We start from the raw sequence: 26,431 nt of genomic DNA, 5'->3' as shown, positions 1-26,431 counted from the left end.
GCGGTCGAAGGAGCCCGCGGTGGCGAGCGATTCAGAAGGTAGACAGGTCTCTCCCCGATGTTCAACGCGCGACATCAGGGAGAAACCGGCCTACTTGCGTTCCTCAAGAGCACGTTTGCGCAGGTGAGAACGGGGTTTGCGGAAGTTCCGGAACGAGACACGCCAGTTGACCGGAAGAGACGCATGTCTCACTTGCCGATAACGGACATTCAGCTCTTTAAGGGTGTCCGAACTGCCGCTATTCCTTGGTTAGATCCAGGTTCTGGCCCGGCTTGATGAGGTCCGCGTCCCCGCCGATGACCTGCTCGTTGGCCTGGTAGAGAGCGTTCCAGCCCCCCGTGAGGCCGTTGGCGTCCGCGATGGCGGTGAGGCTGTCGCCCGGCTTCACCGTGTACGAGGGCTCCGCGGCGGCCGTGCCCGACGCCGTCCGGGCCGCGGCCGGCAGTTCGACGGCCGCCGGGCCGCGGTGCTTGCCCGCGCCGTCGGCCTGCTCCCCGGCCGGGGCCGAGGGAGTGGCTCCGGGCGTGGCTCCCGGGACGGCCGGGGCCGTCGGGTCCGCCGGGGCGGAGGGGCCGGCCGGAGTCGTCGGGGTGGCCGGGGCGGTGGGGGTCGCCGGGGTGGCGGGCGCGGCCGGGGAGGCCGGAGGTGTGGCCGGCGGCACGCTCGGGTCGGTGGAGGGCACCGAGTAGTCCGGGTCGGGCATGACGGGCAGTCCGGTGGTGGGGCCCAGCGGGTAGTCCGGCAGGCCGCTCGGGCCGGTGGAGGGCGAGGAGCCCGGCTGCGGGGTGGGGGCGCCGAAGTCGGTCGGACGCCCGCCGGAGCCGGTGGGGGGCACCGCGCTGTCCGGCCGGGACGGGGAGGGGGCCACCGGTCCCGGGGTGTTGCCCGGGTCGACCTGGGCGGCCGGGCCCTGCTGGGTCAGTCCGGCCGAGGCGGAGCACAGCGGCCACGCCTGGGGACCCTGGGAGGCCAGCACCCGTTCGGCGACGGCTATCTGCTGGGAGCGGCTCGCGAGGTCCGGGCGCTCGGCGTAGGCGAGGCCGCCCGCGTTCTTCCACTGCTCCAGGGTGAACTGGAGCCCGCCGTACGCCCCGCTGCCGAAGTCGGCGCTCCAGGTGCCGCCGCTCTCGCAGTCGGCGACCTTGTCCCAGGTGGCGGTGTCGGCGGCGCTCGCGCCGCCCGCCGCGAGCAGCGGCAGGGCCAGGGCGGAGCCGGTGACCCCGGCGGTGACGACCAGGGCGGGTACCTGGCGGGGACGTCTGTGGCGGCCGTTCCCGGAACGCATGAGGCTGCACCTTTCGCATAACGGCTGGGTAACGGCAGAACCTAGCCCCCTTCGAACGCATGTCACAAGTTCGGGCCCCCGACTGACTTCCGGTCAGCCGGCCGTACGGTGGCGCCCCGTCACGGCGCGGCCGCGGCGCCGACCGGTACCGCCGGGACGGCTCAACCGTTTCGGGGTGTGAAGCGGACCGGCAGCGTGCGCAGGCCCCGCATGATGAGTCCGCCGCGCCAGCGCAGGTCCGTAGGGGGAACGGCAAGTTCCAGATCCGGCAGACGCGTCAGCAAAGTCGCGAGCGCCGTCTGGCCTTCGAGACGGGCCAGCGGCGCGCCGAGGCAGTAGTGGATCCCGTGGCCGTAGCCAAGGTGCTGATTGTCACTCCGGGAGAGGTCCAGGGTGTCCGGGTCCGCGAACCGGTCGGGGTCGCGGTCGGCCGCCGCGAGGACCACCAGGACGGGGTCCCCGGCGGCGATGTCCTGCCCGCCGAGGGCCAGCGGCTCGGTGGCGAACCGCCAGGTGGCGAGCTCCACCGGGCCGTCGTAGCGCAGGAGTTCCTCGATGCCGGTCTCCAGCAGGGCGCTCTCGCCCGCCGCGAGGGAGTCCTGGAGGCGGGTGCGCTGCTCCGGGTTCATGAAGAGGGCGTGCAGCCCGTTGCCGATCAGGTTCACCGTGGTCTCGAAGCCGGCGAAGAGCAGGATGAAGGCCATCGCGGTGGCCTCCGCCTCCGTGAGGTGGTCCCCGTGGTCGCTCGCGCGGATCAGGTCCGAGATGAGGTCATCGCCCGGATCGTCCCGCTTGCGGTGGATGAGTTCCCCGAGATACGTCCGCATCCGCTTCACCGAGCGGGCCACTCCGCCGCGCGGGCCGCCACCGTGCCGGATCATCATCCCGGCCCAGTCGCGGAAGTCGTCCTGGTCCTCGCGCGGGACGCCGAGCATCTCGCAGATGGCGTAGATGGGGAGCGGGAAGGCGAACTCATGGATGAGATCGGCCTCGCCGACGGCCGCGTCCCCCGCCTTCTCCACGATCTTGTCGATCAGATGGTCGGTGAGCTCCTGCACGCGCGGGGTGAACTCGGCGACCCGGCGCGGGGTGAACGCCTTCGACACCAGCCGCCGCAGCCGGGTGTGGTCCGGCGGGTCGATGTTCAGCAGGTGCGTCATCAGCTCCGCCTTGCGCTCCCCGGGGATCCCCGTTTTGCCCTTGGCGTGAGCGGGTTCCGCGTGGTGGGCCGGATTCTTGCTCAGCCGTTGGTCGGCGAGGGCCTGGCGGGCGTCTGCGTACCGGGTCACGAGCCAGGCCTCGACCCCGCTGGGGAGCTTGGTGCGGTGCACCGGGGAGTGCTCGCGCAGCCAGGCGTAGGCCGGGTAGGGGTCGGTCGCGAACTCCCAGTCGAAGAGCGTCGGGCCCTGGGGGGCGGCGGGATCGGCGGGGGGCGGGGAGGTCTGCTCATGCACCCGATGACGTTATCCCGGCCGGAAGCCGCCACCCCAAATAGGTGGTTCGCCGCGGCTGTCCGTAGATCGGCCGACGCTTGACCTCGCTCGGTCCGGCGTTCCTACTTTCGGACTTGTGGATGTGAGGATCTTGAAACGCAGTTTCGCGGTGGTGGAGCGACGGGCCGAGCACGCGGTCAAGTACTTCTACTCCCACCTCTTCTGGCACAACCCCGGACTCCGGGCCCTCTTCCCCGCCTCCCCCGCGGACATGGAACGCCAGCGCGACCGGCTCTTCGCCGCGCTCACCCAGATCCTGACCCGCCTGGAGAGCGGGAGCTCCGTCCCCTATCTACGCGACCTCGGACGCGACCACCGCAAGTTCCTCGTCGGCCCCGAGCACTACACCGCCGTCGGCGCCTCCCTGCTCGCCGCCCTCGCCGAGACCTCCGGCGCGGCCTGGACCCCCGACGTCGAGAAGGCGTGGAGCGAGGCCTACCAGTTCATCGCCGACACCATGACGGCCGGCGCCCGGGAGAGCGACGAACCTCCCTGGTGGGACGCCGAGGTGGTGCGCCACCTGCGGTACGGGGAGGACATAGGCGTCCTGACCCTGCGCCCGCACGCCCCGCTCCCCTACCGGCCGGGCCAGTACGTCAGCGTGAGCAGCGAGCGGGTCCCGACCACCTGGCGCACGTACTCCCTCGGCAACGCGCCCCGCCCCGACACCACCGTCGACCTGCACGTCAGCCGGATCGAGGGCGGCCGGCTCAGCACCGCCCTGGTCCGCGAGGTCCGGCCGGGCGAGCCGCTGCGGCTCGGCGCCCCCGGCGGCGACCTGGTCCTGCGCCGGGCCGACCGCCCCCTGACCCTGATCGCCGCCGGCACCGGCTGGGCGCCGGTCCGGGCGCTGCTGGAGGACCTGGCCGAGCGCCCTCCCGATCAGGACGTACGCCTCTTCGTGGTGGCCCGGGACGGCGCCCACCTCTACGACCGCCCGCTCATCGACGCGTACGCCGCCTCCTGCGGGTGGCTCGCCGTCACCTACATCACCCCCGCCCCCGGGCGGCACCGCAACCAGGCCACCGACCGCCTCGCCACCGCCCTCGGCCACCGGGGCCTGTGGCGGGAGCAGGACGTCTATCTCAGCGGGCCCCCGCGGTTCGTGGAGGAGACCGCCCACCTCCTGGAGGAACTCGGCGCCCCGCCCGAGCGGCTCTTCCACGACGCCGTCCCCGCCGTCGGCGCCGCCGGGGCCCGGCCGCTGGGCTTCGGCGAATGGTTCCTGAGCCGCCCCGACCCGCACTGGCACGACCCCGCCGCCCGCGCCCCCCGCCACGACGGCTGACCGGACCGCGGCTCGGCCTCCGGGGCCCCCGCCCCCGGCCGCCCGGCCGCCCGGCCGCCGGATCAGGCCACGCCCTCCGCCGCCCGGATCGCGTCCCGGTACGCGCGGGCCGCCGCCCGCAGCGCCGTCTCGGGGTCCGTCCCCTCCGCCTCGGCGCTCGCCGCCAGCGCGAGCAGCGCGTAACCGATGCCCTCGCCCCGCGGCACCTCCACGCCGACGCCGCCCGCGCGGGCCCGGCCGGCGAGCTTGGCGGCGAGCGCGAGCGCCGGCTGGGCGACCGGGATCCCGTCGGTGACCGACTCCCGCCGCTTCTCGACCGCCTTGCTGGCCTGCCAGTGCTCCCGGACCTCCTCCGGGGAGTCGGCGCGCGCGTCCCCGAAGACGTGCGGGTGGCGGCGGATCAGCTTGTCCACCAGGTCGCCGGCGACATCGTCGATGGAGAAGGGCCCCTCCCCTTCTTCTCCGTCTCCTTCTCCTTCTTCTCCTTCTCCTTCTCCTTCTTCTTCCGTCGCCGCCTCCTGTGCGATGCGGGCGTGGAAGACCACCTGGAGCAGGACGTCGCCGAGTTCCTCGCGCAGGTCCGCCCGGTCCCCGTCCTCGATCGCCTCGACCAGCTCGTAGGCCTCCTCAAGGGCGTACGGCGCCAGCCCCGCGTGGGTCTGCCGGGAGGTCCAGGGGCATTCGCGCCGCACCCGGTCCATCACCTGCACCAGGTCGAGCAGCCGCGCGCCCGGCAGATCGTACGAACCGGGCAGCAGCTCCAGGTCCGGCATGCTGACGCGGCCGGACCCGGCGAGCCGGGCCAGACCGTCCGTGAGCCGCTGGTCCCCCTCGCCGCCGGGAAGCACCACGACCGTACAGCCGCCCGCGCAGGCCCCGACGAGCGCCTGGGCGTCGGGCACCTCCCCGACCGTCACCCGTACCCCCGCCTCGCGCAGGTACGGCAGCTGCGGGTGGTCCGGGTCGGCGCACAGGACGAGGTCGGCGGCGCGCAGGGTCTGCCAGGCCGGCCAGGACAGCAGCCCGGGGGCGACCCGGTGGCTGGCGGTCAGCAGCACGATCCGGCCCACGGCCCCGGGCCCGGCCTCGGCGGGAGCGGGAACGGAAGCGGAGGCGGAGGCGGAGGCGTAAGGGGCGGAAGCGGGTCCGGCGGTGTGGTCGGTCACCCTCCGAACCTACCTCCGCCCGCGCCTCACGCGCCGCCGAGGGCCTGCTGCTCGGGCCGGGTGCGCTGGGTGATCCAGGGGGTCTCCTGGTCGGCGAGGATGATCTGCTGCGCGTCCCACTTCCCGTAGCGCGGGTTCACCTCGATGTGCAGGGCCTTCGCCGCCGCCCCCAGCCTGGCCAGCGCCTTGTCCTGGCTGCCGTAGTGCGCGAACAGCTTGTCGCGCAGCAGCTTGAAGCGGGTGTCCGCCTCCAGCTGGTCCGGCGCCAGCTGCGCCTGCTGGAGCGCCGCCGCCTGGAGGCCCTTCTCCCCGCCCGCCTGCTGGAGCTGCGCCTTGCGCACCTCTTCGAGCTCCTTGGGCGTCACGTTCAGCCCGGCGTCGTCGGCGGCCCGCTCCAGGACGGCGGTCTGGATCATCTTGTTGAGCTTCAGCCGCTCCAGGCCGGCGGTGGCCTCGATCAGCTGCGGGCCCTGTCCGGAACGGTTCTGCGCCGTGCGGACGTCGTTGACCTGGGCCTGAAGCGCGGAGGTGGTGATGCGTTCCCCGCCGACGACCGCCGCCGTACCGGGACGGGTCCCGCCCGAGCAGGCGGCCAGCAGGGGGGCCGCCGCGAGCAGGGCGGCGGAGACGGAGAGCGCTGTGCGACGGTGCAAAGGAGCCTCCAGGGCCGGGAGATTGTGCGTCGGTGCACAAGGGCCGTGCGGTGATCGATGGTATGCAGTCAGGGTGGTCCGGGCCACCGCTTCGACCAACGATTCCGGGGGTGTTGGGGTGCGAGTTCACTCCCCGGCTACCCCCGGGCCCCCCGTTCCTGGGATGGTCGCCCCACCATGTCGACACAGCAGCTCGCCCCGCACCGCGCCGCGGACCGGCCGGCGTCCTCCTCCGTACGGCGCTCCGCGCGCCGGCCCGGCCTGGCCGGGTCCGCCTGCGCGGCCCTGGTCACCCTCGTCGCCGTGTGCGGCGGGGACGCGGTCGCGCGCGTGTTCCCGTACGGGCCGCGGCACCGCAGCGTCAACGACCTCGGCAACCAGTTCGTGCCGTTCCACGCGCACCTGTGGGACCTGCTGCACGGGCGGGCGCACGGCGGGATCCTCTTCAACTGGCAGTCCGGGTACGGCACCAGCTTCCTGCCCGACCTCGGGACCTATCTGACGAGCCCGTTCGCCGTGCTGGTCGGGCTGTTCCCGCGCGAGGACATCGACCTCGCGGTGTACGTGGTCACCGTGCTGAAGATGGCGGCCGCCGCGGCGGCGATGGCCTGGCTGCTGCGCACCCAGCGGCGGGGGCCGTGGTGGGCGGCCGGGCTGCTGGGCGCCTCGTACGCGCTGTGCGGCTGGTCGGTGATCGAGGCCTCCTACAACCCGATGTGGCTCGACGGGCTGATCGCCTTCCCGCTGCTGTGCCTGACCGGCGAGTGGGCGCTGAGCGCGCGGCGGCCGGTGCTGGGCGTACTGGTGGTGGCGGTGTCGTGGACGGCGAACTTCTACACCGCGTACATGGCCACGCTGGGCGCCGCCCTGGTGCTGCTGGTACGGGTGGTGCTGACGCGGGAGGGCGTGCGCGAGCGGGCCCTGGTGATCGGGCGGGCCGCCGGAACGGTGGTGCTCGGGATCGGGCTGGCCGCGCCGGTCCTCGTACCGCTGTTCCTCAGCTCGAAGCAGGCCTATCCGGGCTGGTCGCGGCAGTTCGGGCCGGTGCCGTGGCCGGACCTGTTCGCGCGGCTGATGCCGGCGACGTACTCCTTCAACTCCCCGGCCGTCTTCGTCGGCACCGGCACGCTGCTGCTGGTGGCCGCGCTCCCCTTCCACCGGGGCCTGCCCGCCCGGACCCGCGCGGGGTGGGCGGGGCTGGTGGCGGCGGTACTGCTGTCCCTGCAGTGGGCGCCGACCCATCTGGTCTGGCACCTGTTCGCCACCCCGAACGGCAGCGCGTACCGGCAGACCTTCGTCCTGGCCGGGGTCGTGGTGATCGCCGCCTGGACCGGGCTGGCCGCCGGGCCACCGCCGGCGTCGGCCCTCGCCGCGGGCGCGGCGGTGCTGGCGGCGGCCATCTGGTGGGCGAGCGGCAGCGCGCTGGCCACCACCTGGGGGTACGCGCTCTTCGGCGCCGGGCTGGTCCTGACGGCCGCCGCCTGGTGGGCGCTGCGCCGGCCGCGGCTGGTGCTGCCGGCGGCCGGGCTGCTGGCGCTCGCGCTGGTGGCGCAGGCCGCGGCGACGACCGCGTACGGGCACCGGGGCAAACTGGCCGGGCTGGACGACTACCCCTCCTGGAACGCGGCCCACGCCCGGCGCGCCGAGGCCCTGGCCGGCGCCGACGACTGGCCCGCGTACCGGACCGACGCGGGCCGGCCCGCCCTGTCGGGCAACGATCCGATGCTGCTGGGCGGCGAGGGCGGCTCCTACTACAGCAGCCACACCCCGGACGTGTTCACCCGCACCATGCAGGCGCTGGGCGCGGGCTGGACCTCGCGCGGCCGCAACGTGCAGAGCCTCGACAACCCGGTGACGGACGCGGTGTTCTCGGTCGGCGCCCGCCTGAAGCCGGACGGCACGGTGGCCCGCGCCGAGGTCCCCCCGCTGGTCACCGTCCACCCGGCGGCTCCGCCCGGCCTCGCCTACGGGGAGTCGCCCTTCGCCAACCAGGAACTGCTGCTGGGCGCGAAGGTGTACGAGGACCCGGTCGCGCCCGGGACCTGCCGGGCGGGAACGGAGGCCTTCCTGTGGGCCCCGGAGTACAACGCGACGGCCCGCCTCGCGGACGGGCCGCCCCTGCGCCTCAACGGCAACGCCCCGCGCAACCGGGCGGCGCTCCAGCCGCTGGGCACCTCGCGCGGGCCCGCCTCGCACCTGGTCTTCGACCGGCCGGCCCCGCCGCTGTGGGCGCTGTCCTGCCTGGACCGGGCCCGCCTCGACCGGGCGGTGACGGCCCTGCGCGCCTCCGCCGCCACCTCGGTCCGCGTCACCGCCTCGGGGCTGCGCGCCACACTGCCGCCGGGCAGCACCGGCACGGCGGTCGTCGCCGTCCCGGCGGTGGCGGGCTGGACCTGTGACGGCCGCCCGGCCTCGTCCCGGCTGGGCCTGCTGGCGGTGCCGCTGGACGGCCGCACCAGCACCGTGGCCTGTTCGTTCCGGCCGCCGGGCCTGCTGCCGGGCGCGGCGGCGGCCGCACTGGCGGCGCTGGTGGTGCTGGGCCTGGCGGCCGGGCGCCGCCGCCGGGGCGCAGTGACGTAAGAGGCGATGACGTAGGCCAGGGCGCCGCCCGGGGTCAGCGCACCTGGCCCAGCCACTGGAGGGTGCGGCGGATGTCGGCCGGGAGCGGGTGGCCCGGCCCGTGCAGCCGGTCCGCGTCGAACAGCAGCCGCATCAGGGTGTCGTGGGCCGCGGCCCGGTCGCCCAGCGAGAGCAGCAGGTGCGCGATGCGGCGGCGGACCTCCAGCGGCAGTCCCGGATCGGGGTTCGCGTAGTGGTTCTCGAACAGGGGCAGCAGCGAGCGGTACTCGGCGAGGGCGGCCGCCGGCTCGCCGAGCTGCTCCAGGCACTGGGCGGCGTCGTAGCGCAGGCGCAGCGCCTGCGGGTCGCCGGCCGGGAACGCGTCGGCGAGGCGGCGCAGTTCGGGCAGGGCGCGGCGGAACTGGCCGTCGTCCATCAGGGTGGCCGCGTACTGCTTGCGCAGGGAGCGGACCACCGGCGAGTGCTCGCCGTGCTCGGCGGCGGCGGCCGGGAGGATGCCGCCGAGGATGTCCACGGCCCGGGTGAGCTGCCCCTCGTCCAGCAGCTTGCGCGCCTCGTCCACGGCGCCGGGGATGTCCGGCCGGGGCGGGGCCGGCGGGTCGGCCGGGCGCGGCGGGATCACGGTGGCCCGGTCCGGCCAGGGTGCCTGAGGGCGCAGGAAGGGGCGGGTGGGGTCCATGGGGCCGCTCGGGGGGCGGCTGCCGCGGGCCGGGAGCAGCGGCGCGAGGGCCTCGTAGACCTCCTGCGCGGAATCGGGCCGGTCCTGCGGGTCCTTGGCGAGCAGGCGCAGCATCAGCGCCTCCAGCTCCCGGGGTATCTCGGGGCGCTGGGGGCGCACCGGGGCCGGGGGCTCGTAGAGGTGGCGGTGCAGCACGCCGAGGGCGGTGGACCCGGCGAAGGGGACGTTGCCGCTGAGGAGTTCGTAGAGCAGCACGCCGAGGGCGTACAGGTCGGTGTACGGGCCGACCGCGCCGCTCATGGCCTGTTCGGGCGCCATGTAGGCGGGGCTGCCGATCGGAGTGCCGGTGCTGGTGAGGCGGGTGGTGTCGGTGTCCATCACGGAGGCGACGCCGAGATCCAGGACCAGGACGGTTCCGTCGGGGCGGACCATCACGTTCCGGGGCTTGAGGTCGCGGTGGACGATCGGCACCGCGTGCACCGCGGAGAGCACGGCGCACAGCTGCGCGACCACCGCGACCGCCCAGGGCCAGGGGTACGGGTCGTGCGCGGCGAGGTGGTCGGCGAGGTCGGAGCCCTCGACGTACCCCATCACGAGGTACAGCTCGTCACCGTCGTTGCCCGCGTCGTGCACGGTGACCAGCCCGGGATGGTCGACCTGGGCGGTGACCCGGCACTCGCGCACGAAGCGGCGGCGCAGCTCCTCGGCGACGGAGCCGGGGCCGGCGACCTTGTCGGGGCGCAGCAGTTTGACGGCCACGCGCCGGTCGAGGCGCTGGTCGTAGGCGGTCCACACCTGGCCCATGCCGCCCTGGCCGAGGAGGCCGGCGAGCCGGTAGCGCTCGCCGATGAGGCGTTCGGGCTCCGTCACCGGTACGGGTCCTGGATCGCCGTGCCGTTCGGGTCCTGGAAGGGGCCGCCGGGCCGCGGCGGCTGGCCGGGCCGCGGCGGGCGGTCCTGGTCCTGCCGGCGCAGCAGCTCGCTGAGCTCGTCCAGTTCGGCGCGGACCTGCCCGATGCGGGGCGGCGGGGTGTGCGGGGAGGTCTGCGGGGGCGGCGGCGTAGCGGGGCTCTGCGCGGGCGGGTAGCCGTAGGAGGGGGTGGTCCGCCCCACGCCGTACGGAGCCTGCGGGGCCGCCGGGTACCAGGGCGCGGCCGGGGCGGGCGCCTTCGTCTCGTGGTGGCGGATGTCGCAGACGAGGTAGTACACGCAGATCGCGAAACCGGTCAGGATCGAGCCACCGGCGCCCAGGTCGCTCTGCCAGCCGCTGGTGTCGGGCGTGTGGTCCGCCTCGATGAGGGCGACGCAGACCACCATCAGCACCCCGCTGCCGACCAGCAGCGCCCAGTCCCGGGCCCTGCGGGTGAGGATCGCGAGCCGCAGCATCGACCCCCACGCGAAGAAACCGCAGCTCAGCAGGGGCAGCGCCGTGAAGAGCACGCGCAGCGTCATATCGCCGCCCGACAGGGGGCGGTGGCCGTGGGGGCCGGGCTGCGGCGGGAGGCCGGGGCCGTGCATCGGTGCTCCTGACGAGGCGTGCGGAAGAGGTGCGGGGTCTGAGCGTATACAGCCTTTCCGGCCGTCCGTGAGGGGATGGACGCAACCGTTGCAGGCTCGCGCCACGCCCGGGACCGGCGGACAACGCGCGTGCGACGGCGGGTGGGTCCCGTTAGCCTCAGGGCTCGCGCACCGTCCCAGGGGGGATCCCATCATGCGCACCACCCCGCGCTCCGCCGTGCCCGCGACCGCTTCGGCGCTCGCCTGCTGCGTCGCCCTGCTGTCCGTCACGGCCTGCGGGCCGAAGTCCGCCGCGGCGGACGCCGCGCCGGGGGCGGGCCCGTCCTCGGCCGCGCCGTCCGCCTCCGCGGACCCGCTCGCCGGGAAGGACCCGGCCGCCGTCCTCAGGGACGCCTACCAGCGCACGGAGCAAGCCCCGTACGTGAGCGTGCGCGTCGGGGCCACCTGGCGCGGCCGCAAGCTCTCGGCGGTCCTGGAAATCGATCAGGACGGCCACTGCGGCGGCACCGTCACCGTCTTCAGGGCCGGTACGGCGGAGCTCTACTCGGACGGCGACTTCCTGTACGTCAAGGGCGACCAGGGCTTCCTCCAGGACCAGTTCGCCGACCGTCCGAAGGAGGCCGCCCGCGTCGCGGACCACTGGATGAAGGCGAAGGCCGACGACCCCTCCCTCTCCCACCTCACCGCGCTCTGCGCGGCCGGCTTCCCGGCCTCCCTCTTCACGGAGCGCTCGGACATCCGCCGGGACGCCGACACCTACTCCAGCGGCCGGCGGGTGGCCGTGTTCAAGTCCACCGGCCCGAAGGGCGTCGAGATCACCGATCACGTCCTGGCCGACGGGACGCCGTATCTGATCAAGCGCCAGGAGGGCGGCCCGGACTTCGCCCGCGCCGAGTACTCCGGCATGGGCGGCGGCGGGCAGCCGCTGGCGGCGCCGGACGGGCCGGACGTGGTCGACGCCCCCTGAGCGGGGCGGCGGGAAGGACGGCCCCTAGGCTCGGGGTTCCGATGTCTTTCCATGGGGGAACCAGCATGCGCAGCCGTACGAAGACCACCGCGGCGGTACTCGCCGCCGCGACCCTGCTCGGCGGCGGGCTGACGGCCTGCCTGCCCGGCGGCCCGGGCGGCGCCGCCGCGGCCGGGCGCGAGGCGCGGGCCTCGCGGGCGCCGTCGGCCGCGCCCGCCGCCGCACCCGCGCCCTCGGCGTCCGCCGGGAACGGCGGCGGCTCGCTCACCGGCCGGTCCGGGCAGGAGATCCTCACCCAGGCCTACGAGGCCACCCGCGCGGCCGGGTCGGCGCACGTCACCGCGCGGGTCGACTACCAGGGCAAGCCGATGCGGATCGACCTCTCCCTGGACAAGAAGGGCAACTGCAACGGCGCCGTCCGCCTCGACGGGATGGGGAAGCTCGACCTCATCAAGTCGAGCGAGCTGGTGCACTTCCGCGGCGACGCCGCCTACTGGCGGGGCGCGGCGAAGGAACGGCACACCTCGCAGAAGCAGACGGACCAGATGGTCGCCGCGCTCGCCGACCGCTGGGTGAAGATCCCCGTCTCCGACCCGCGCGCCGCCACGATGACCGGCAGCTGCGACCTCGACAAGCTGACCGGCGGCTTCGGCAAGGGCAGCCCGCTCGCGCGCAAGGGCGAGAGCACCACCATCGACGGCACGCCCGCGCTGGCGGTCACCTCCCCGGCCCGGCAGGGCACGCAGACCGACTACGTGGCCACCCGGGGCAAGCCGTACGTGCTGAAGTCGACCGTCAGCGGGGACACCGACGGCGAGGCGGTGTTCTCGGCCTTCGACGTGCCCGTCGACACGGCGTCCCCGCAGGACTCCGACGTCCTCGACCTGTCGAAGATCGGCGGCCCGGCGGGCGAGGCGATCTGAGCTAGAGCGCCGCGCGCCGTACGTGCAGATGTCCGCTGAGCGGGAACTCGGGCGGGGCGGCGGGCAGTTCCGTCTCGAAGGCGTACCCGCTCTTCACGGCGACGCGGCAGGACGCCTCGTTGTCCCGCTGGTGCAGCAGGTCGAGGCGCTCCAGCCCGTCGCCGGAGAAGGCCGCGAACGCCCAGGCGGTGAGGGCCTCCAGGGCGCGCGGCGCGACGCCCCGGCCGCGGGCGTACGCCGCCGTCCAGTAGCCGACCTCGGCCGACGCCCCGGCGGCGGAGGGCCGCTTGAGGGCGGCGGCGCCCACCAGCAGCCCCGCCTCCTCCTCCAGCACGGCGAAGCCGAACCGGGTCCCGCGCTCCCACTCCCGCGCGTGGTCCTCGACGAACATCAGGCCCTCGGACGCGCTGTCGACGGGGTACCGGGTCCGGCGCCGCAGGACCGGATCCGCGTACGCGCGCCGCAGCGCGGGCACGTCCTCGTCCCGCCAGGGGCGCAGGAGCAGGGCGGGACGGTCCGCCGTCGCGGCGGAGCGGAGCGGGACGGAAGAGACCATCATCCGATGATAGGCAGCCCGGCCACACGGACCGGGGCGCTCCGCTGCACCGCGCCCCGGTCCGGCAGCCGCTAGGAGCCGAGGATCGTGGTGAGGAACTCGCCCGTCCAGGCCAGCAGTTCCCGCCCGACCAGCGGCTTCCCGCCGACCCGGGCCGTCTTCGGCCGCGGCACCAGCACCTGCGAGGTGGCCGGCTTGAGCACCGTCCCCGGGTAGAGCCGCTTGAGCCGCAGCTCCTGCGACTCGCGCAGCTCCACCGGTCCGAAGCGGATGTTGGGCCCCTGGAGGGTGATGTCGCCGACTCCGCAGGCCCGCGCGAGCATCCGCAGCCCCGCCACCAGCAGCAGGTTCTCCACCGGCTCCGGGAGCTTGCCGTAGCGGTCGGTGAGCTCCTCCCGTACCGCCTTGATGTCCGCCTCGGAGTTGGCCGCCGCGATGGACCGGTACGCCTGCAGGCGCAGCCGCTCGCCCGGCGCGTAGTCGTGCGGGACGTGCGCGTCGACCGGCAGCTCGATCTTGACCTCCAGCGGCGGCTCCTCCTCCACCCCGCCGTCGACCGCGGCCCGGTAGTCGGCCACCGCCTCGCCGACCATGCGGATGTACAGGTCGAAGCCGACGCCCGCGATGTGCCCGGACTGCTCCCCGCCGAGCAGGTTGCCCGCGCCGCGGATCTCCAGGTCCTTCATCGCCACGTACATGCCGGCGCCCATCTCGGTGTGCTGGGCGATCGTGGCGAGCCGCTCGTGCGCGGTCTCGGTCAGCGGCTTCTCCGGCGGGTAGAGGAAGTACGCGTACCCGCGCTCGCGGCTGCGGCCCACCCGGCCGCGCAGCTGGTGGAGCTGGGAGAGGCCGAAGTTGTCGCCGCGCTCCACGATCAGGGTGTTGGCGTTGGAGATGTCGATGCCGGACTCGACGATCGTCGTCGACACCAGCACGTCGAACTTCTTCTCCCAGAAGTCCACGACGACCTGTTCCAGGGCCTGTTCGGACATCTGGCCGTGGGCGGTGGCGATCCGCGCCTCGGGCACGATCTCGCGCAGCTTGGCGGCGGCCCGGTCGATGGACTCGACCCGGTTGTGGATGTAGAAGCACTGCCCCTCGCGCAGCAGCTCGCGCCGGATGGCGGCGCCGATCTGCTTCTCCTCGTACGGGCCGACGAAGGTGAGGACCGGGTGGCGCTCCTCCGGCGGGGTGGTGATCGTCGACATCTCGCGGATGCCGGTCACCGCCATCTCCAGGGTGCGCGGGATCGGGGTGGCGGACATCGTCAGCACGTCGACGTTGGCGCGCAGCTTCTTCAGCTGCTCCTTGTGCTCGACGCCGAAGCGCTGCTCCTCGTCGACGATGACCAGGCCGAGGTCCTTGAACTTCGTCTCCTGCGAGAACAGCCGGTGCGTGCCGATGACGATGTCCACGGAGCCCTCGCGCAGGCCCTCCAGGGTGGCCTTGGACTCGGTGTCGCTCTGGAAGCGGGAGAGCGCCTTCACGCTGACGGGGAACTGCGCGTACCGCTCGGAGAAGGTCCCGAAGTGCTGCTGCACCAGCAGCGTGGTCGGCACGAGGACGGCGACCTGCTTGCCGTCCTGGACCGCCTTGAAGGCGGCGCGGACCGCGATCTCGGTCTTGCCGTAGCCGACGTCGCCGCAGATCAGCCGGTCCATGGGGACGGACTTCTCCATGTCCTCCTTGACCTCGGCGATGGTGGTGAGCTGGTCGGGCGTCTCCGCGTACGGGAAGGCGTCCTCCAGTTCGCGCTGCCAGGGGGTGTCCGGGCCGAAGGTGTGGCCGGGGGCGGCCATGCGGGCGCTGTACAGCTTGATCAGGTCGGCGGCGATCTCCTTGACGGCCTTCTTCGCGCGCGCCTTGGTCTTCGTCCAGTCGGCGCCGCCGAGCCGGTGCAGGGTCGGGGCCTCGCCGCCGACGTACTTGGTGACCTGCTCCAGCTGGTCGGTGGGGATGTAGAGGCGGTCGCCGGGCTGGCCGCGCTTGGCGGGCGCGTACTCGACGAGGAGGTACTCGCGGGTGGCGCCCTGGACGGTGCGCTGGACCATCTCGACGTAGCGGCCGACGCCGTGCTGCTCGTGGACGATGTAGTCGCCGGCCTCCAGGGTGAGGGGGTCGATGGACTTGCGGCGCCGGGTCGGCATCCGGCCGAGGTCCTTCGTCGCGGTGCGCTGGCCGGTCAGGTCGGTCTCGGTGAGGACGGCGAGTCGCAGCGCCGGGTCGACGAAGCCGTTGTCGAGGGAGCCGCAGGAGACGTGCACGATGCCCGGCTCCAGGGCCGTCAGCCGGGATTCCAGGCGGGCGGCGATGCCCTCGCCGCCCAGCACCTCGACGGTACGGGCGGCCGGGCCGTGGCCCTCGGTCAGGTAGACGGTGTGCCAGCCGTCGGCGATCCAGCCCTTGGTGTCGGCGAGCGCGCGGGCGGTGTCGCCGCGGTAGGCCTCGGGGGCGTGCATGCCGAGCTTGAGGGTGTCGGTGCTCAGGCCGGTGTCGTCGGCGGCGAACGGGGACACCGACCACCACATCATGCCGAGCTCGCGGGCGTGGTCGCGGACGTCCGCGATCCCGCGCAGCGAGGCCGCACCGACGTCGATGGGGGCCTCGCCGCCGCCCGCGGTGGCGGCCCAGGAGGCCATCAGGAACTCCTGCGAGGTCGCCACCAGGTCGGCGGCCCGGGTCCGGACCCGCTCGGGGTCGCAGACCACGGCCATCGCCCCGGCGGGCAGCACGTCGATCAGCAGTTCCATGTCGTCGACGAGGACCGGGGCCAGGGACTCCATGCCCTCGACCGCGATCCCCTCGGCGATCTTGTGGAGCAGTTCGCCCAGCTCCGGATGGGCCTCGGCGAGCGCCGCCGCCCGCGCGCGCACCTCGTCGGTGAGCAGCAGCTCCCGGCAGGGCGGCGCCCACAGGCCGTGTTCGGCGATCTCCAGGGACCGCTGGTCGGCGACCTTGAAGTAACGGATCTCCTCGACCTCGTCGCCCCAGAACTCCACGCGCAGCGGGTGCTCCTCGGTGGGCGGGAACACGTCGAGGATGCCGCCGCGCACGGCGAACTCGCCGCGCTTCTCGACCAGCTCGACGCGGGCGTACGCGGCCGCCGCGAGGGCGGCGGTGATCTCCCCGAGGTCGGTGCTCTGGCCCTGCCGCAGGCTGACCGGCACCAGGTCCCCGAGCCCCTTGACCTGCGGCTGGAGCACCGAGCGGATCGGCGCCACGACCACCGAGACGGGCCCGGCGGCCGGGTCGTCCTTGCGGGGGTGGGCGAGCCGGCGGAGCACCGCGATGCGGCGGCCCACGGTGTCGCTGCGCGGGCTGAGCCGCTCGTGCGGCAGCGTCTCCCAGGACGGGTAGTCGACCACCTCGTCGGGCGGCAGCAGCGAGCGCAGCGCCGCCGCGAGGTCCTCGGCCTCCCGCCCGGTGGCGGTGACCGCGAGCACGGTGCGCTCGGTACGGGCGGCCAGCGCGGCGATCGCGAAGGGCCGGGCGGCGGGCGGGCCGACGAGGTCCACGTGCATGCGGTTGCCGTCCCCGGCCGCGGTGACCGCCTCGGCGAGCGCGGGATCCCGGGTGACGGCGTCGAGCAGTCCGTGCAGGCTCATGAAGGGGGCTTTCCATCCTGGGGGAGGGCGTGGAGGGACAACGCGAAGGGCCCGACACGAGGACGGGCCGGGGGTTCCCACCCTACGACGCCGGGGTGGCGCCCGCGCGGGGGATTGCGGCCCGCGCGGGGGGACACCGGCCCGGAGCGGGGCGTTCCGGTCCGGGATGACAATCTGTCCGTATGACCACGTCCGGGATCCCCCGCACCGCCCGGGACCCCGGGCCCGAACCGACCACCCCGGCCCCCGCCCCCGGGAACCCCGCCCCGGCCGAGGCCTCCCGCCCGGCCGGCGGCCTTCGTGTGACCTTCGCCCGGCGGCCGGGCGGAGCCCTGCCCCTGCCCGGAGCCCTGCGCCTCGGCGGGTTCCCGCGGCTGCCGGGGCCGCGGCGGGCGGAGGGGGCCGGGCCGGCCGGGCGGGTGCGCGGTCCGCGCGGGGTGCTGGGCCCGGCCGGTGCCGGCCGGTCCGGGCGCTGGGCCCCGTACGGGCTCGCCTGCGCGCTGTTCCTCGCGTACGCCGTGCTCTCCGTCACCCGCCACCGGCGGATGGAGACGGGCTCCTGGGACCTCGGCATCTTCGAGCAGGCGGTCCGCGCCTACGCGCACCTCCAGGCGCCGGTGGTGGACCTGAAGGGGCCGGGGTTCCTCATCCTCGGCGACCACTTCAGCCCCGTCATCGCCCTGATCGCCCCGTTCTACCGGGCGTTCCCGGGGCCCGTCACCCTGCTGGTGGCGCAGGCCGCGCTCTTCGCCCTGTCGGCCGTGCCCGTCACCCGGGCCTCGGTGCGGCTGCTCGGGCGGGCCCGGGGGTTCGCGCTGGGGGCGGCGTACGGATTGTCCTGGGGGATCCAGCGGGCCGTCGACTTCGACTTCCACGAGATCTGCTTCGCGGTGCCGCTGCTGGCCTTCTCCCTGGAGGCGCTGCTCGCGCGCCGCCCGCGGGCCGCGCTCGCGTGGGCGCTGCCGCTGCTGCTGGTCAAGGAGGACCTCGGGGTCACCCTGGCCGCGCTCGCGCTGCTCGTCGCCTGGCGGGCGCGGGGCGGCGACGGCCGCACCGACCGCCGCACCGTCCGGCTCGCGCTCGGCGTCGCGCTGGCCGGGGTGCTGGCCGCCGTACTCGTCTTCACGGTGGTGATACCGGGCTTCGCCGCCGACGGCTACGCCTACTGGGAGAAGCTCGACGGCGACGGCGGCGGCAACCCCCTGCGGGGCCACGGCACGAAACTCACCACCCTCGGCTGGGTCCTGCTCCCCACCACCGGGCTGCTGGCGCTGCGCTCCCCGCTGCTGCTGGTGGCCGTGCCCACCCTCGGCTGGCGGTTCCTGTCGGGGGACGCGCACTACTGGTCCACCGACTACCACTACAGCGCCGTCCTGATGCCGGTCGTCTTCCTCGCCCTGGCCGACGCCCTCGACGCCACCCGGCGCGCCCGCCGGCCGTGGCTGCGCGCGTACGCCGTCCAGCTGCCCGGCGCCCTGCTCGCGGCGGCCCTCGCGCTGAGCGCGACGAGCCTGCCGACGGCCCGGCTCGGGGAGCGGTCCACGTACGAGAAGCCCGCCCGGGTGGCCGCCGTCGAACGGCTGCTCGCGCGGATCCCGGACGGGGTGGCCGTGGAGGCCGACTACGGCGCGCTGTCCCGGCTCACCTCCCGCTGCCGGGTCTTCTGGATCGGCAACACCCGGGGCACGCTCCCGGCCTACCTGGTCTTCGACAACACCTCGGGCTGGGCCGGGGAGGACCCCGCCGCCTACGCCGAGCAGCTGCACCCCCGGTCGCGGTTCGTCCCGGCGGGCGAGGCGGGCGGGGTCGTCCTGCTCCAGCGGGTGCGCTGAGGGTGGCGGCCCCGGCGCCGGCCCGGATACGGCGGCGCCGGCCCGGGGCCGCCCTCGCGGACGGCCCCGGACCGGCGTGTTTCCCCCGTACGACCGCCGGGCGGCGGCTACTCGCCGGCGATCGCGTTCAGTACGTTCATCCGCCCCGCCCGGAAGGCCGGGACCAGCGCGGCGAACAGGCCCACCAGGGCCGAGCCGGCGAACACCCCGAGGATCGTCGCCCACGGGATCTCCAGCACCTTCAGCCCCTCCAGCGCCAGGAGTTGCTGGGCGGTCGCGCCCCAGCCCATGCCCAGACCGAGGCCGAGCAGGGCGCCGAAGAGGGCGATGACCACCGACTCCAGCCGGATCATGCGCCGCAGCTGGCGGCGGGAGAGCCCGATGGCGCGCATCAGGCCGATCTCACGGGTCCGCTCGACCACCGAGAGGGCCAGGGTGTTCACCACGCCCAGCACCGCGACGATGATCGCGAGCGCCAGGAGCCCGTAGACCATGTTCAGCAGCTGTCCGACCTGGTCCTTGAGGTTCTGCTTGTAGTCGGTCTGGTCGCGCACCGTGTACTGCGGGTACTCGGCCAGGGCCGTCTTGAGCGCCGCGTACGCGGTGTCCGCCTGCCCCGGCCGGGCCTTGGCCATCAGCATGAACGGGTGCGGCAGCAGCTCGGCCGGGAGGTTGGCCTCGGCGGTGGCGGTGCTGACGTACTTGGCGCCCTTGTCGATGTTGCCCTCGTCCGAGGTGATCGCGGCGACCTTCAGCCGGACGGTCCTGCCGCCGGTGAAGGCGACCGTCAGCTCGTCGCCGACCTTGACGTGGTGCTCGTCGGCGTAGAGCGAGCCGACCGACATGGCGCCGGGGGCGTACGCGTCCTCGTGCCGGCCCGCGACCATCTTGCGGCGCAGGTCCTGGGCGTAGGTCGGGTCGGTGGCGCTCAGGCCGCTCTGCGCGCTGGAGCCGTCCGGGGCGGTGATCTTCGCGGTGACCTCGCGGTAGGCGGTGACGTGGTCGAGGCCCTGGACGGCGCGCATGGCCTGCTCGGCCTGCGGCACGACCGGCTGCATCGCGGAGGAGTCGACGATGTAGTCCGCGCCGACCGTCCGGTCGAGTTCGTCGGTGGCGGAGGACACCATCGAGGAGCCGACCACCGACAGGCAGGCGACCAGTGCCAGGCCGATCATCAGCGCGGCGGCCGTGGCACCCGTACGGCGCGGGTTGCGCAGCGCGTTGCGCTCGGCGAGCCGGCCGACGGAACCGAAGGGCCGCAGCACCGGGGCGGCGAGCAGCCGCACGACGACGCCGGCCAGCAGCGGGCCGATGACGATGAAGCCGATGAGGCTGAAGAACACTCCGAGGGCCAGCCACAGCGACCCGGCCGCGGCCTTCTGCGCCGCGGCGGCGAGGAACAGGGCCGCACCGCCGATGCCGGTCAGCACCAGGCCGAGGACCGCGCGGACCGCGCCGGCCTTGCGGTCGCCGGGGGTTCCGGCGTCGCGCAGGGCGGCCATCGGGGAGACCTTGCCGGCCCGGCGGGCCGGGACGTAGGCGGCGACGACGGTGACCACGGTGCCGAGGACCAGGCCGACGACCGGGGTCGTCCACGCCACCGTCAGGTCATCGGTGGACAGGTGCATGCCCATCTGGCCCATGAGCTTCATCAGGCCGACGGCCAGGCCCACGCCCGCCGCGACCCCGGCGAGGGAGCCGGTCACTCCGAGCAGCAGCGCCTCGATGAGCACGGAGCGGTTGATCTGGGACCGGTCGGAGCCGATGGCCCGCATGAGGCCGATCTCGCGGGTGCGCTGGGCGACCAGCATGGAGAAGGTGTTGAAGATCAGGAAGATGCCGACGAGGAAGGCGATCCCGGCGAAGCCGAGCATCACGTACTTCATGACGTCGAGGAAGCCCATGTCCTTCTTGTTGGCGTCGGCGGCCTCCTTCGCGGTCTGGAGCTTGTACGTGCCGGCGCCGACGGCCGCGGCCACGTTCTCCTTGAGCCGCTCGTCGCTGACGCCCTCCTTGGCGGTGACGTTGACGTGGCTGAACACGCCGGGCGCGCCGAGCAGCTTCTCCTGCGCGGTGGCGGTGTCGAAGTAGACGATCGCCGCGCCCGGGTTGGTCACGGTGAAGGAGGCGATGCCGCTGATCTTCGCGCGGATGTCGCCGGTGACGGCGATGGTGCGCAGCTCGTCGCCGAGTCTCAGGTGGTGGTTCTCGGCGGTGTCGGCGTCGATCATCACCTCGGTGGGGCCGCGCGGAGCCCGGCCCGAGGTGATCTTCATGGACTTGAGTTCGTTCTCGGTCCAGTTGCCCGCGATGGTCGGGGCGCCGGTGGTCGAGCCCACGTTCTCGTTCTTCGCGTTGACGACGGTGACGGCGGTCGACAGGACACCGCCCTCGGCGGACTCGACGCCCTCGGCCGCGCGGACGCGCTCCAGAGCCGAGGCGGGCAGCGTGCGCGGCCTGCCGCGCATCGCGTCGTCGGCGCCGGCGCCACCGCCGTCGTCGCCCTGGTCCGCGCCGTCGGCCGGTGCCTTCGGGCTGATGGTGACGTCGGAGCTGGTGACCGCGAACAGCTTGTCGAAGGTCGTGTTCATCGTGTCCGTGAAGACGAGCGTTCCACAGACGAAGGCGACGGAGAGCAGGACGGCGACGGCGGACAGCGCCATCCGCCCCTTGTGCGCGAGGAAGTTGCGTCGCGCGGTCTTCATGACGGTCACGAGGTCCGCCCGCGCGCGTCGAAGTCCTTCATGCGGTCGAGGACCTGGTCGGCGCTGGGCGCGTACATCTCGTCGACGATGCGTCCGTCGGCGAGGAAGACGACGCGGTCCGCGTAGGAGGCGGCGACGGGGTCGTGGGTGACCATCACGATGGTCTGGCCCAGCTCGTCCACCGAGCGGCGCAGGAAGCCGAGGACCTCGGCGCCGGCCCGGGAGTCCAGGTTCCCGGTCGGCTCGTCGCCGAAGATGATCGCCGGGCGGGCGGCCAGGGCGCGGGCGACCGCCACGCGCTGCTGCTGGCCGCCGGAGAGCTCGGTCGGGCGGTGCTTGAGCCGGCCGGCGAGGCCGACCGTCTCGACGACCCGCTCCAGCCACTGGGGCTCGGGCCTGCGGCCCGCGATGTCCATCGGGAGGGTGATGTTCTCCAGGGCGTTGAGGGTGGGCAGCAGGTTGAAGGCCTGGAAGATGAAGCCGATCTTGTCGCGGCGCAGCCGGGTGAGCTTCTTGTCCTTCAGGCCGGTGATCTCGGTGTCGTCCAGGTGGATCGTGCCGCTGGTGACGGTGTCCAGTCCGGCCAGGCAGTGCATCAGCGTGGACTTGCCGGAACCGGAAGGACCCATGATCGCGGTGAACTGGCCGCGGTGGATGTCCACGTCCACCTCGTCCAGGGCGACGACACGGGTTTCGCCGGAGCCGTAGGCCTTGACGACCTTGCGTGCCCGGGCCGCGACGGCGCCGTGGCCGCCGGTCCCCCCGTGCCTGGTTTCGGTCATCGCGGTTGTCACGGTGGTGTCCCCCTGTGGTTCGTCTGCCGGTGTGGCGCGCGGTGGTTCGGGTGGCCGGTGTGGCCGGTGCAGCGCGCGGTGGTTCGGGTGGCCGATGTGGCCGGTGTAACGCGCGGTGGTTCGGGTGGCCGGTGTGGCCGGGTGGCTGCGCGCGGGTGGGCGCGTCGCCGTCGTGAAGTCTGTGCCGTGGCGGGGGTCCGGCGCCCTGGTGCCCCTCGCCGTATCCGCCGGGGGGTTAACCCCACCCCCCGGCGTCCGCCCGTATGAACCAGTTAAGGACGCGGCGGACCCCGCGGCCTCCTCCGCCGGGACGAAAGGCCCCTGGGCCCTGGTGCGGAGAAACCCCTAGGGGACGCGCGTCCCCCGGCGGACCCGGTGTAAGGGATACCGACGGCCGCACCCCGGTGAGATGGTGTTTCTCCGTGGAAGAGGGGGACAGGGTGGGGTCAGGGGACAGCAGGACGGGCGTACCCGGCGAGCGGGCGCCCGGCGGACCGCTGCCCGGCGGACCGCTGCCGGGCGGGCCGGACGCGCCGCGGGCGGCGGCCGGGGACGCTCCGCGCGGGCGGCCGTCCCGCGCCGTGGTGCTCTCGCTGATGCTCGGCATGGCCCTGGTCGCCCTGGACAGCACGATCGTCTCCACCGCCGTCCCCCAGATCGTCGGCGACCTCGGCGGGTTCTCCGTCTTCACCTGGCTCTTCTCCGGCTACCTGCTCGCCGTCACCGTCACCCTCCCCGTGTACGGGAAGCTCAACGACACCCTCGGCCGCAAGCCCGTCCTCCTCTTCGGCACGGCCCTCTTCCTCCTCGGCTCCGTCCTGTGCGCCTGCGCCTGGAACATGGCCGCGCTCATCGCGTTCCGCATCGTGCAGGGGCTGGGCGGCGGCGCCCTCCAGAGCACCGTCCAGACCCTGGCCGCCGACCTCTACCCGCTGCGCGACCGCCCGCGCATACAGGCCCGGATGACCACCGTGTGGGCGAGCTCCTCCCTCCTCGGCCCGGCCCTCGGCGGGCTGCTGACCACGTACGCGGGCTGGCGCTGGACCTTCCTGATCAACGTGCCGCTCGCCGGGCTCGCCCTGTGGCTGACCGCCCGCCACCTCGTGGAGCCCGTCCGCTCCCCGGGCCGGCGGGGCCCGGTCGACTGGGCCGGTGCGCTCGGCGTGTTCGCGTGCGGCGGGCTGCTGCTGTTCGCGCTGGTCCAGGGCGGGGTCGCCTGGCCCTGGCTCTCGGCGCCCTCAGTGGCGCTGTTCGGCGCGAGCGCCGTCCTGGCCGCCCTGGTGGTGCGGACCGAACGCCGGGCCGCGCAGCCGATCCTGCCCGGCTGGGTGTGGCGCCGGCGCACCATCGCCGCCGTGAACCTCGCGCTCGGGGCGCTGGGGCTGCTGATGGTCGCCCCCATGGTGTTCATGCCGACCTACGCGCAGTCCGTACTCGGCCTCGGGCCGGTCGGGGCCGGTTTCGTGATGGCCCTGATGACCCTGAGCTGGCCCCTGTCGGCCGCCCTGTGCCAGCACGTGTACCGGCGCATCGGCTTCCGCGACACCGCCGTCCTCGGCATCTCCCTGGCCGCCGTGATCCTGTTCTCCTTCACCCTGCTCCCGCACCCCGCCCGGCCGTGGCAGCCCGCGCTGGTCATGCTGCTGCTGGGCGCCGCCCTCGGGCTGTTCCAGCTGCCGCTGATCGTCGGCGTGCAGTCCACGGTGGGCTGGGCCGAGCGGGGCACCACGACGGCCTCCGTACTGTTCTGCCGCACCGTCGGGCAGAGCGTGGGAGCCGCGCTGCTGGGGGCGGTGGCCAACGCGACCGTCGCCGCCCGGCTGGCGGACGCGCCGACGGCGGGGCTCCCGGAGCGGCTCGACGACGTGTCACGGGCCCTGGCCGAGCCGGGCTCCCTCGCGCCGGCCGCCGCGCAGCACCTGCGGGACGCGGTGGCGGCGGCCGTGGACCACATCTTCCTCGGCGCGACGGCCGCCGCGGTGGCCGCCCTGCTGGTCCTGCTGCTGGTCGCCCCCCGGCGCTTCCCGGTCCTGCCCGAGGCGGAGTGACACGCCCGCAGCCGGAGCGGCTTGTCATGCCCGGGATCGGTGGGTGACCCTCTTCACCGGAACACCGCACCCGGGGGGACACATGGCATCCACACTCGGCGCACTGGCATTACTGGCCGTCCTGGCCGGCGCCGTCGGCCTGCGCCTCTACCACCACCCCGGCACGGTCACCGGCCGCGACGGCCGGCTCTCCACCTCCACCACCCTCGCCCTGGCCTGGACGGTGATCCTGGTCTGGCTGCTGCTCGCGATCCTCGCCTACGGGCTGACGGCGGGCGGCGGCACCGCGTACTTCCAGCGCCCCGACGGCCCCCTGTCCAGCCTGACCACGGTGTACCTGCCGTTGCTCGGCGGCCCGTACGCGGCCCTGATCGCGGCGAAGACGGTCGTCGGCATCCGCGTGGAGAGCGGCACCCTGGCCAAGCCGGCCCCGAAGCCCACCGCCACCGGCCGCCGCCCGCTGCGGGAACTCATCGCGAACGACAGCGGCCGCACCGACCTCGTCGACCTCCAGTACGTGGCCCTCAGCGCGGTCACGATGCTCTACGTCGTCCTCTTCTTCCTCTCCGACGTGGGCGCCGGGCTCCCCCGGCTGCCCGCCGAAATCTGGGCCCTGACCGGCGCTCCGGCGGGGGTCTACCTGGTCAACAAGCTGGCCACCCGCGCCAACCCGGTCATCACCCGCGTCAGCACCGCCGACGGCCTGCTCACGGTGGAGGGCGGCGGCTTCGCCGAACCCCGCCTCACGGTGGACGACACCACCCTGCCGGTCGCCGCGGACCCGGTGACGGCTGCCCTGACGGCCCCTCTGCCGCCCGCGCTCCGACCCCCGTTCACGGTGGTGGTCACCTCCCGCGGCCTGCGCAGCGACCCGTACCGCTACGACCCGGCGTCCGAGCCACCCGCCGTGCCGATGCCCGAACCGCCCGCCGTGCCGGTGTCAGAGCCGCCCCCCGTCCCCGCCGCCCGGCCCGCCGCCGGAGCCGCCGCCTCCGGCGCGGACGCCCTGCCACCGGCGCCCGGACCGGGCCCGATCCGGGACCAAGGGCAGGGCTAGCCCTCAGCCGAAGCGGGGGCCGGGACCAGGGCCAGGACCGGGGCCGAGGCCAGGGTCAGGGCCGGCGCCGAGGTCGGGGCCAAGACCGGAACCGACGCCGAGGTCGGGGCCAAGACCGGCACCGTGGCCGGGGCCAAGACCGGAACCGTGGCCGGGGCCAAGACCGGAACCGGCGCCGTGGCCGTGGCCGGGACCGGAACCGGGACCGACGCCGTGGCCGGGACCGACGCCGTGGCTGGGACCGACGCCGTGGCCGTGGCCGGGACCGGCGCCGGCGTCAGCCCTCCGCCGGGGCACGGCCCGTGAGGGCCGCCAGGCTGGAGCGGACGTGGTCCATGTGGGCCCGCATCTCCTCCTGGGCCTCCGCGTGCTCCCGCAGGATCCGTTCGGTCTCCCGGCCGATGCGCTCCTCCTGCACCCGCGCCTGCGCCAGCACCTCCGCCGCGCGCGCCTCCGCGTCCTCCTGGCCGTGCCGCGCCGACTCCTCCGCCTCCGCGAAGCCCCGGCGGGCCTCCGCCAGCCGGGCCTCGGCGTACCGCTCCTGCTCCGCGTACCGGCTCTCCTGCTCCGCCTCCCGGGCCGCCTGCTCCCGCCCGGCCGCGTCCCAGCGCTCGGCGTGCTCCTTCTCCAGCTCGGCGAGCAGCACCTCCGCCCGCCGCCGCGTCTCGTCGAGGGCCGCCGCCGCCTCGGCCCGCAGGCCCTCGGCGTCCTCGCGCGCCTCCGCCCGCAGGGTGTCGGCCTCCCGCTGCGCCCGCTGGAGCCCCTGGCGCGCCCGCACCTCGGTCTGCTCCCGCACCGCCTCCGCGTCGTGCCGGGCCAGCTCCGCCACCCGCGCGGCGTGCGCCTCGGCCGCGCCCACCGCCTCCGCCGCGTCGGCCCGCGCGTCGCTCCGCAGGACCTCCGCCTCCTCCTGGGCCAGCGCCAGGATGTGCCGGGCGCGTTCGCTCAGGTCGTCGTACGCCTGCGGTGCCAGCGACGCCACCACCTCGCGCAGCCGCTCCGCCTCCGCCTCCATCCGCTTGGCCAGGACGGTCAGCCGCGCCACCCGTTCCCACGCCTCGTCCCGGCTCCCGGACAGCCGGGACAGGTACCGGTCGACCTCGTCCGTCCGGTAGCCGCGGCCTCGCACGGTCGAGAAACCCTGGGGTCCCTGAGGTGACATGGGTGCACTCATCCTGGAAGCGCCTCTCTCGCGGGGATTGCTGTCAAGGATGCGTCATCGGGTGTCAGAAGCCTGAACGGCCGGGCCGGTACCCCCGTCGGAGGTACCGGCCCGGCCATAC

At 74.5% G+C, this 26,431-nt stretch carries 18 protein-coding genes; 7 read left to right on the top strand and 11 right to left on the bottom strand.

Annotated features, from left to right (window positions below):
• Nucleotides 1-238: 238 nt before the first annotated feature.
• Together ACZ6ZT_RS17795 and ACZ6ZT_RS17790 are read right to left on the bottom strand one after the other, a co-directional pair.
• Nucleotides 239-1,285, bottom strand: a complete 1,047-nt coding sequence (locus tag ACZ6ZT_RS17795) for a transglycosylase family protein (RefSeq protein ID WP_469720092.1) — start codon at nucleotides 1,283-1,285, stop codon at nucleotides 239-241.
• A gap of 161 nt (nucleotides 1,286-1,446) precedes the next feature.
• Nucleotides 1,447-2,739 carry a cytochrome P450 family protein gene (locus tag ACZ6ZT_RS17790; RefSeq protein ID WP_469720091.1) on the bottom strand — a complete coding sequence of 431 codons (1,293 nt, stop codon included), beginning with the start codon at nucleotides 2,737-2,739 and terminating at the stop codon, nucleotides 1,447-1,449.
• Nucleotides 2,740-2,860: 121 nt separating this feature from the next.
• Here ACZ6ZT_RS17790 and ACZ6ZT_RS17785 point away from each other — a divergent pair, with 121 nt between their 5' ends.
• Entirely contained in the window at nucleotides 2,861-4,066 is a 1,206-nt protein-coding gene (locus ACZ6ZT_RS17785; RefSeq protein ID WP_469720090.1) for a globin domain-containing protein, read from the top strand.
• Between the two features lie 62 nt (nucleotides 4,067-4,128).
• On the opposite strand, the gene ACZ6ZT_RS17780 is transcribed toward ACZ6ZT_RS17785, so the two are convergent.
• Both ACZ6ZT_RS17780 and ACZ6ZT_RS17775 read right to left on the bottom strand, forming a co-directional pair.
• On the bottom strand, nucleotides 4,129-5,136 hold the full coding sequence (locus ACZ6ZT_RS17780) for a nucleoside triphosphate pyrophosphohydrolase (protein ID WP_469720169.1): 1,008 nt from the start codon (nucleotides 5,134-5,136) through the stop codon (nucleotides 4,129-4,131).
• Nucleotides 5,137-5,258: 122 nt separating this feature from the next.
• On the bottom strand, nucleotides 5,259-5,885 hold the full coding sequence (locus ACZ6ZT_RS17775; RefSeq protein ID WP_469720089.1) for a SurA N-terminal domain-containing protein: 627 nt from the start codon (nucleotides 5,883-5,885) through the stop codon (nucleotides 5,259-5,261).
• A 177-nt stretch (nucleotides 5,886-6,062) separates the two neighbouring features.
• Between ACZ6ZT_RS17775 and ACZ6ZT_RS17770 the strand changes: the two genes are divergently transcribed.
• Nucleotides 6,063-8,465 (top strand): YfhO family protein, encoded by a 2,403-nt coding sequence (locus ACZ6ZT_RS17770; protein ID WP_469720088.1) that lies wholly within the window; start codon nucleotides 6,063-6,065, stop codon nucleotides 8,463-8,465.
• Between the two features lie 34 nt (nucleotides 8,466-8,499).
• On the opposite strand, the gene ACZ6ZT_RS17765 is transcribed toward ACZ6ZT_RS17770, so the two are convergent.
• Both ACZ6ZT_RS17765 and ACZ6ZT_RS17760 read right to left on the bottom strand, forming a co-directional pair.
• Nucleotides 8,500-10,014, bottom strand: coding sequence for a protein kinase domain-containing protein (locus ACZ6ZT_RS17765; protein ID WP_469720087.1), 1,515 nt, complete (start codon nucleotides 10,012-10,014; stop codon nucleotides 8,500-8,502).
• Complete coding sequence (locus ACZ6ZT_RS17760) at nucleotides 10,011-10,661, bottom strand: hypothetical protein (RefSeq protein ID WP_469720086.1); 651 nt, start codon at nucleotides 10,659-10,661, stop codon at nucleotides 10,011-10,013. Before ACZ6ZT_RS17760 ends, ACZ6ZT_RS17765 begins: the two co-directional genes overlap by 4 nt.
• A 193-nt stretch (nucleotides 10,662-10,854) precedes the next feature.
• Here ACZ6ZT_RS17760 and ACZ6ZT_RS17755 point away from each other — a divergent pair, with 193 nt between their 5' ends.
• Entirely contained in the window at nucleotides 10,855-11,628 is a 774-nt protein-coding gene (locus tag ACZ6ZT_RS17755; protein WP_469720085.1) for a hypothetical protein, read from the top strand.
• Between the two features lie 65 nt (nucleotides 11,629-11,693).
• Nucleotides 11,694-12,551, top strand: a complete 858-nt coding sequence (locus ACZ6ZT_RS17750; RefSeq protein ID WP_469720084.1) for a hypothetical protein — start codon at nucleotides 11,694-11,696, stop codon at nucleotides 12,549-12,551.
• Between the two features lies 1 nt (nucleotide 12,552).
• Here the strand turns inward: ACZ6ZT_RS17750 and ACZ6ZT_RS17745 are convergent, their stop codons facing one another.
• Together ACZ6ZT_RS17745 and mfd are read right to left on the bottom strand one after the other, a co-directional pair.
• On the bottom strand, nucleotides 12,553-13,107 hold the full coding sequence (locus tag ACZ6ZT_RS17745) for a GNAT family N-acetyltransferase (RefSeq protein WP_469720083.1): 555 nt from the start codon (nucleotides 13,105-13,107) through the stop codon (nucleotides 12,553-12,555).
• Nucleotides 13,108-13,178: 71 nt separating this feature from the next.
• Complete coding sequence (gene mfd, locus ACZ6ZT_RS17740) at nucleotides 13,179-16,712, bottom strand: transcription-repair coupling factor (RefSeq protein ID WP_469720082.1); 3,534 nt, start codon at nucleotides 16,710-16,712, stop codon at nucleotides 13,179-13,181.
• Between the two features lie 182 nt (nucleotides 16,713-16,894).
• Here mfd and ACZ6ZT_RS17735 point away from each other — a divergent pair, with 182 nt between their 5' ends.
• Nucleotides 16,895-18,544 (top strand): DUF2079 domain-containing protein, encoded by a 1,650-nt coding sequence (locus ACZ6ZT_RS17735; RefSeq protein WP_469720081.1) that lies wholly within the window; start codon nucleotides 16,895-16,897, stop codon nucleotides 18,542-18,544.
• A 107-nt stretch (nucleotides 18,545-18,651) separates the two neighbouring features.
• Here ACZ6ZT_RS17735 and ACZ6ZT_RS17730 read toward each other — a convergent pair whose 3' ends face one another.
• Together ACZ6ZT_RS17730 and ACZ6ZT_RS17725 are read right to left on the bottom strand one after the other, a co-directional pair.
• The gene (locus ACZ6ZT_RS17730) at nucleotides 18,652-21,258 is read right to left on the bottom strand and encodes an ABC transporter permease (RefSeq protein ID WP_469720080.1); all 2,607 of its coding nucleotides are present in this window, start codon (nucleotides 21,256-21,258) and stop codon (nucleotides 18,652-18,654) included.
• A complete protein-coding gene (locus ACZ6ZT_RS17725) occupies nucleotides 21,255-22,031 on the bottom strand; it encodes an ABC transporter ATP-binding protein (protein WP_469720079.1) in 777 nt (258 codons plus the stop codon). Before ACZ6ZT_RS17725 ends, ACZ6ZT_RS17730 begins: the two co-directional genes overlap by 4 nt.
• Before the next feature lie 452 nt (nucleotides 22,032-22,483).
• On the opposite strand from ACZ6ZT_RS17725, the gene ACZ6ZT_RS17720 reads away from it, so the two are divergent.
• Nucleotides 22,484-24,091, top strand: a complete 1,608-nt coding sequence (locus ACZ6ZT_RS17720) for an MFS transporter (protein WP_469720078.1) — start codon at nucleotides 22,484-22,486, stop codon at nucleotides 24,089-24,091.
• 82 nt (nucleotides 24,092-24,173) lie between these two features.
• Complete coding sequence (locus ACZ6ZT_RS17715) at nucleotides 24,174-25,148, top strand: hypothetical protein (protein WP_469720077.1); 975 nt, start codon at nucleotides 24,174-24,176, stop codon at nucleotides 25,146-25,148.
• A 277-nt stretch (nucleotides 25,149-25,425) separates the two neighbouring features.
• Here the strand turns inward: ACZ6ZT_RS17715 and ACZ6ZT_RS17710 are convergent, their stop codons facing one another.
• Complete coding sequence (locus ACZ6ZT_RS17710; RefSeq protein ID WP_469720076.1) at nucleotides 25,426-26,310, bottom strand: cellulose-binding protein; 885 nt, start codon at nucleotides 26,308-26,310, stop codon at nucleotides 25,426-25,428.
• Nucleotides 26,311-26,431 lie beyond the last annotated feature (121 nt).

This window comes from Streptomyces sp. NPDC102258 (assembly GCF_055584685.1).
The sequence above is the reverse complement of the archived record's forward strand: the minus strand, read 5'-3'. Positions and strand labels throughout refer to the sequence as shown.

Bases quoted from the DNA above. Each gene is read 5' to 3' on its own strand.
- ACZ6ZT_RS17745 (WP_469720083.1), bottom strand. From the start codon at position 13,107: ATGGTCTCTTCCGTCCCGCTCCGCTCCGCCGCGACGGCGGACCGTCCC.
- ACZ6ZT_RS17710 (WP_469720076.1), bottom strand. From the start codon at position 26,310: ATGTCACCTCAGGGACCCCAGGGTTTCTCGACCGTGCGAGGCCGCGGC.
- ACZ6ZT_RS17755 (WP_469720085.1), top strand. From the start codon at position 10,855: ATGCGCACCACCCCGCGCTCCGCCGTGCCCGCGACCGCTTCGGCGCTC.
- ACZ6ZT_RS17750 (WP_469720084.1), top strand. From the start codon at position 11,694: ATGCGCAGCCGTACGAAGACCACCGCGGCGGTACTCGCCGCCGCGACC.
- mfd (WP_469720082.1), bottom strand. From the start codon at position 16,712: ATGAGCCTGCACGGACTGCTCGACGCCGTCACCCGGGATCCCGCGCTC.
- ACZ6ZT_RS17795 (WP_469720092.1), bottom strand. From the start codon at position 1,285: ATGCGTTCCGGGAACGGCCGCCACAGACGTCCCCGCCAGGTACCCGCC.
- ACZ6ZT_RS17715 (WP_469720077.1), top strand. From the start codon at position 24,174: ATGGCATCCACACTCGGCGCACTGGCATTACTGGCCGTCCTGGCCGGC.
- ACZ6ZT_RS17760 (WP_469720086.1), bottom strand. From the start codon at position 10,661: ATGCACGGCCCCGGCCTCCCGCCGCAGCCCGGCCCCCACGGCCACCGC.
- ACZ6ZT_RS17770 (WP_469720088.1), top strand. From the start codon at position 6,063: ATGTCGACACAGCAGCTCGCCCCGCACCGCGCCGCGGACCGGCCGGCG.
- ACZ6ZT_RS17725 (WP_469720079.1), bottom strand. From the start codon at position 22,031: ATGACCGAAACCAGGCACGGGGGGACCGGCGGCCACGGCGCCGTCGCG.
- ACZ6ZT_RS17735 (WP_469720081.1), top strand. From the start codon at position 16,895: ATGACCACGTCCGGGATCCCCCGCACCGCCCGGGACCCCGGGCCCGAA.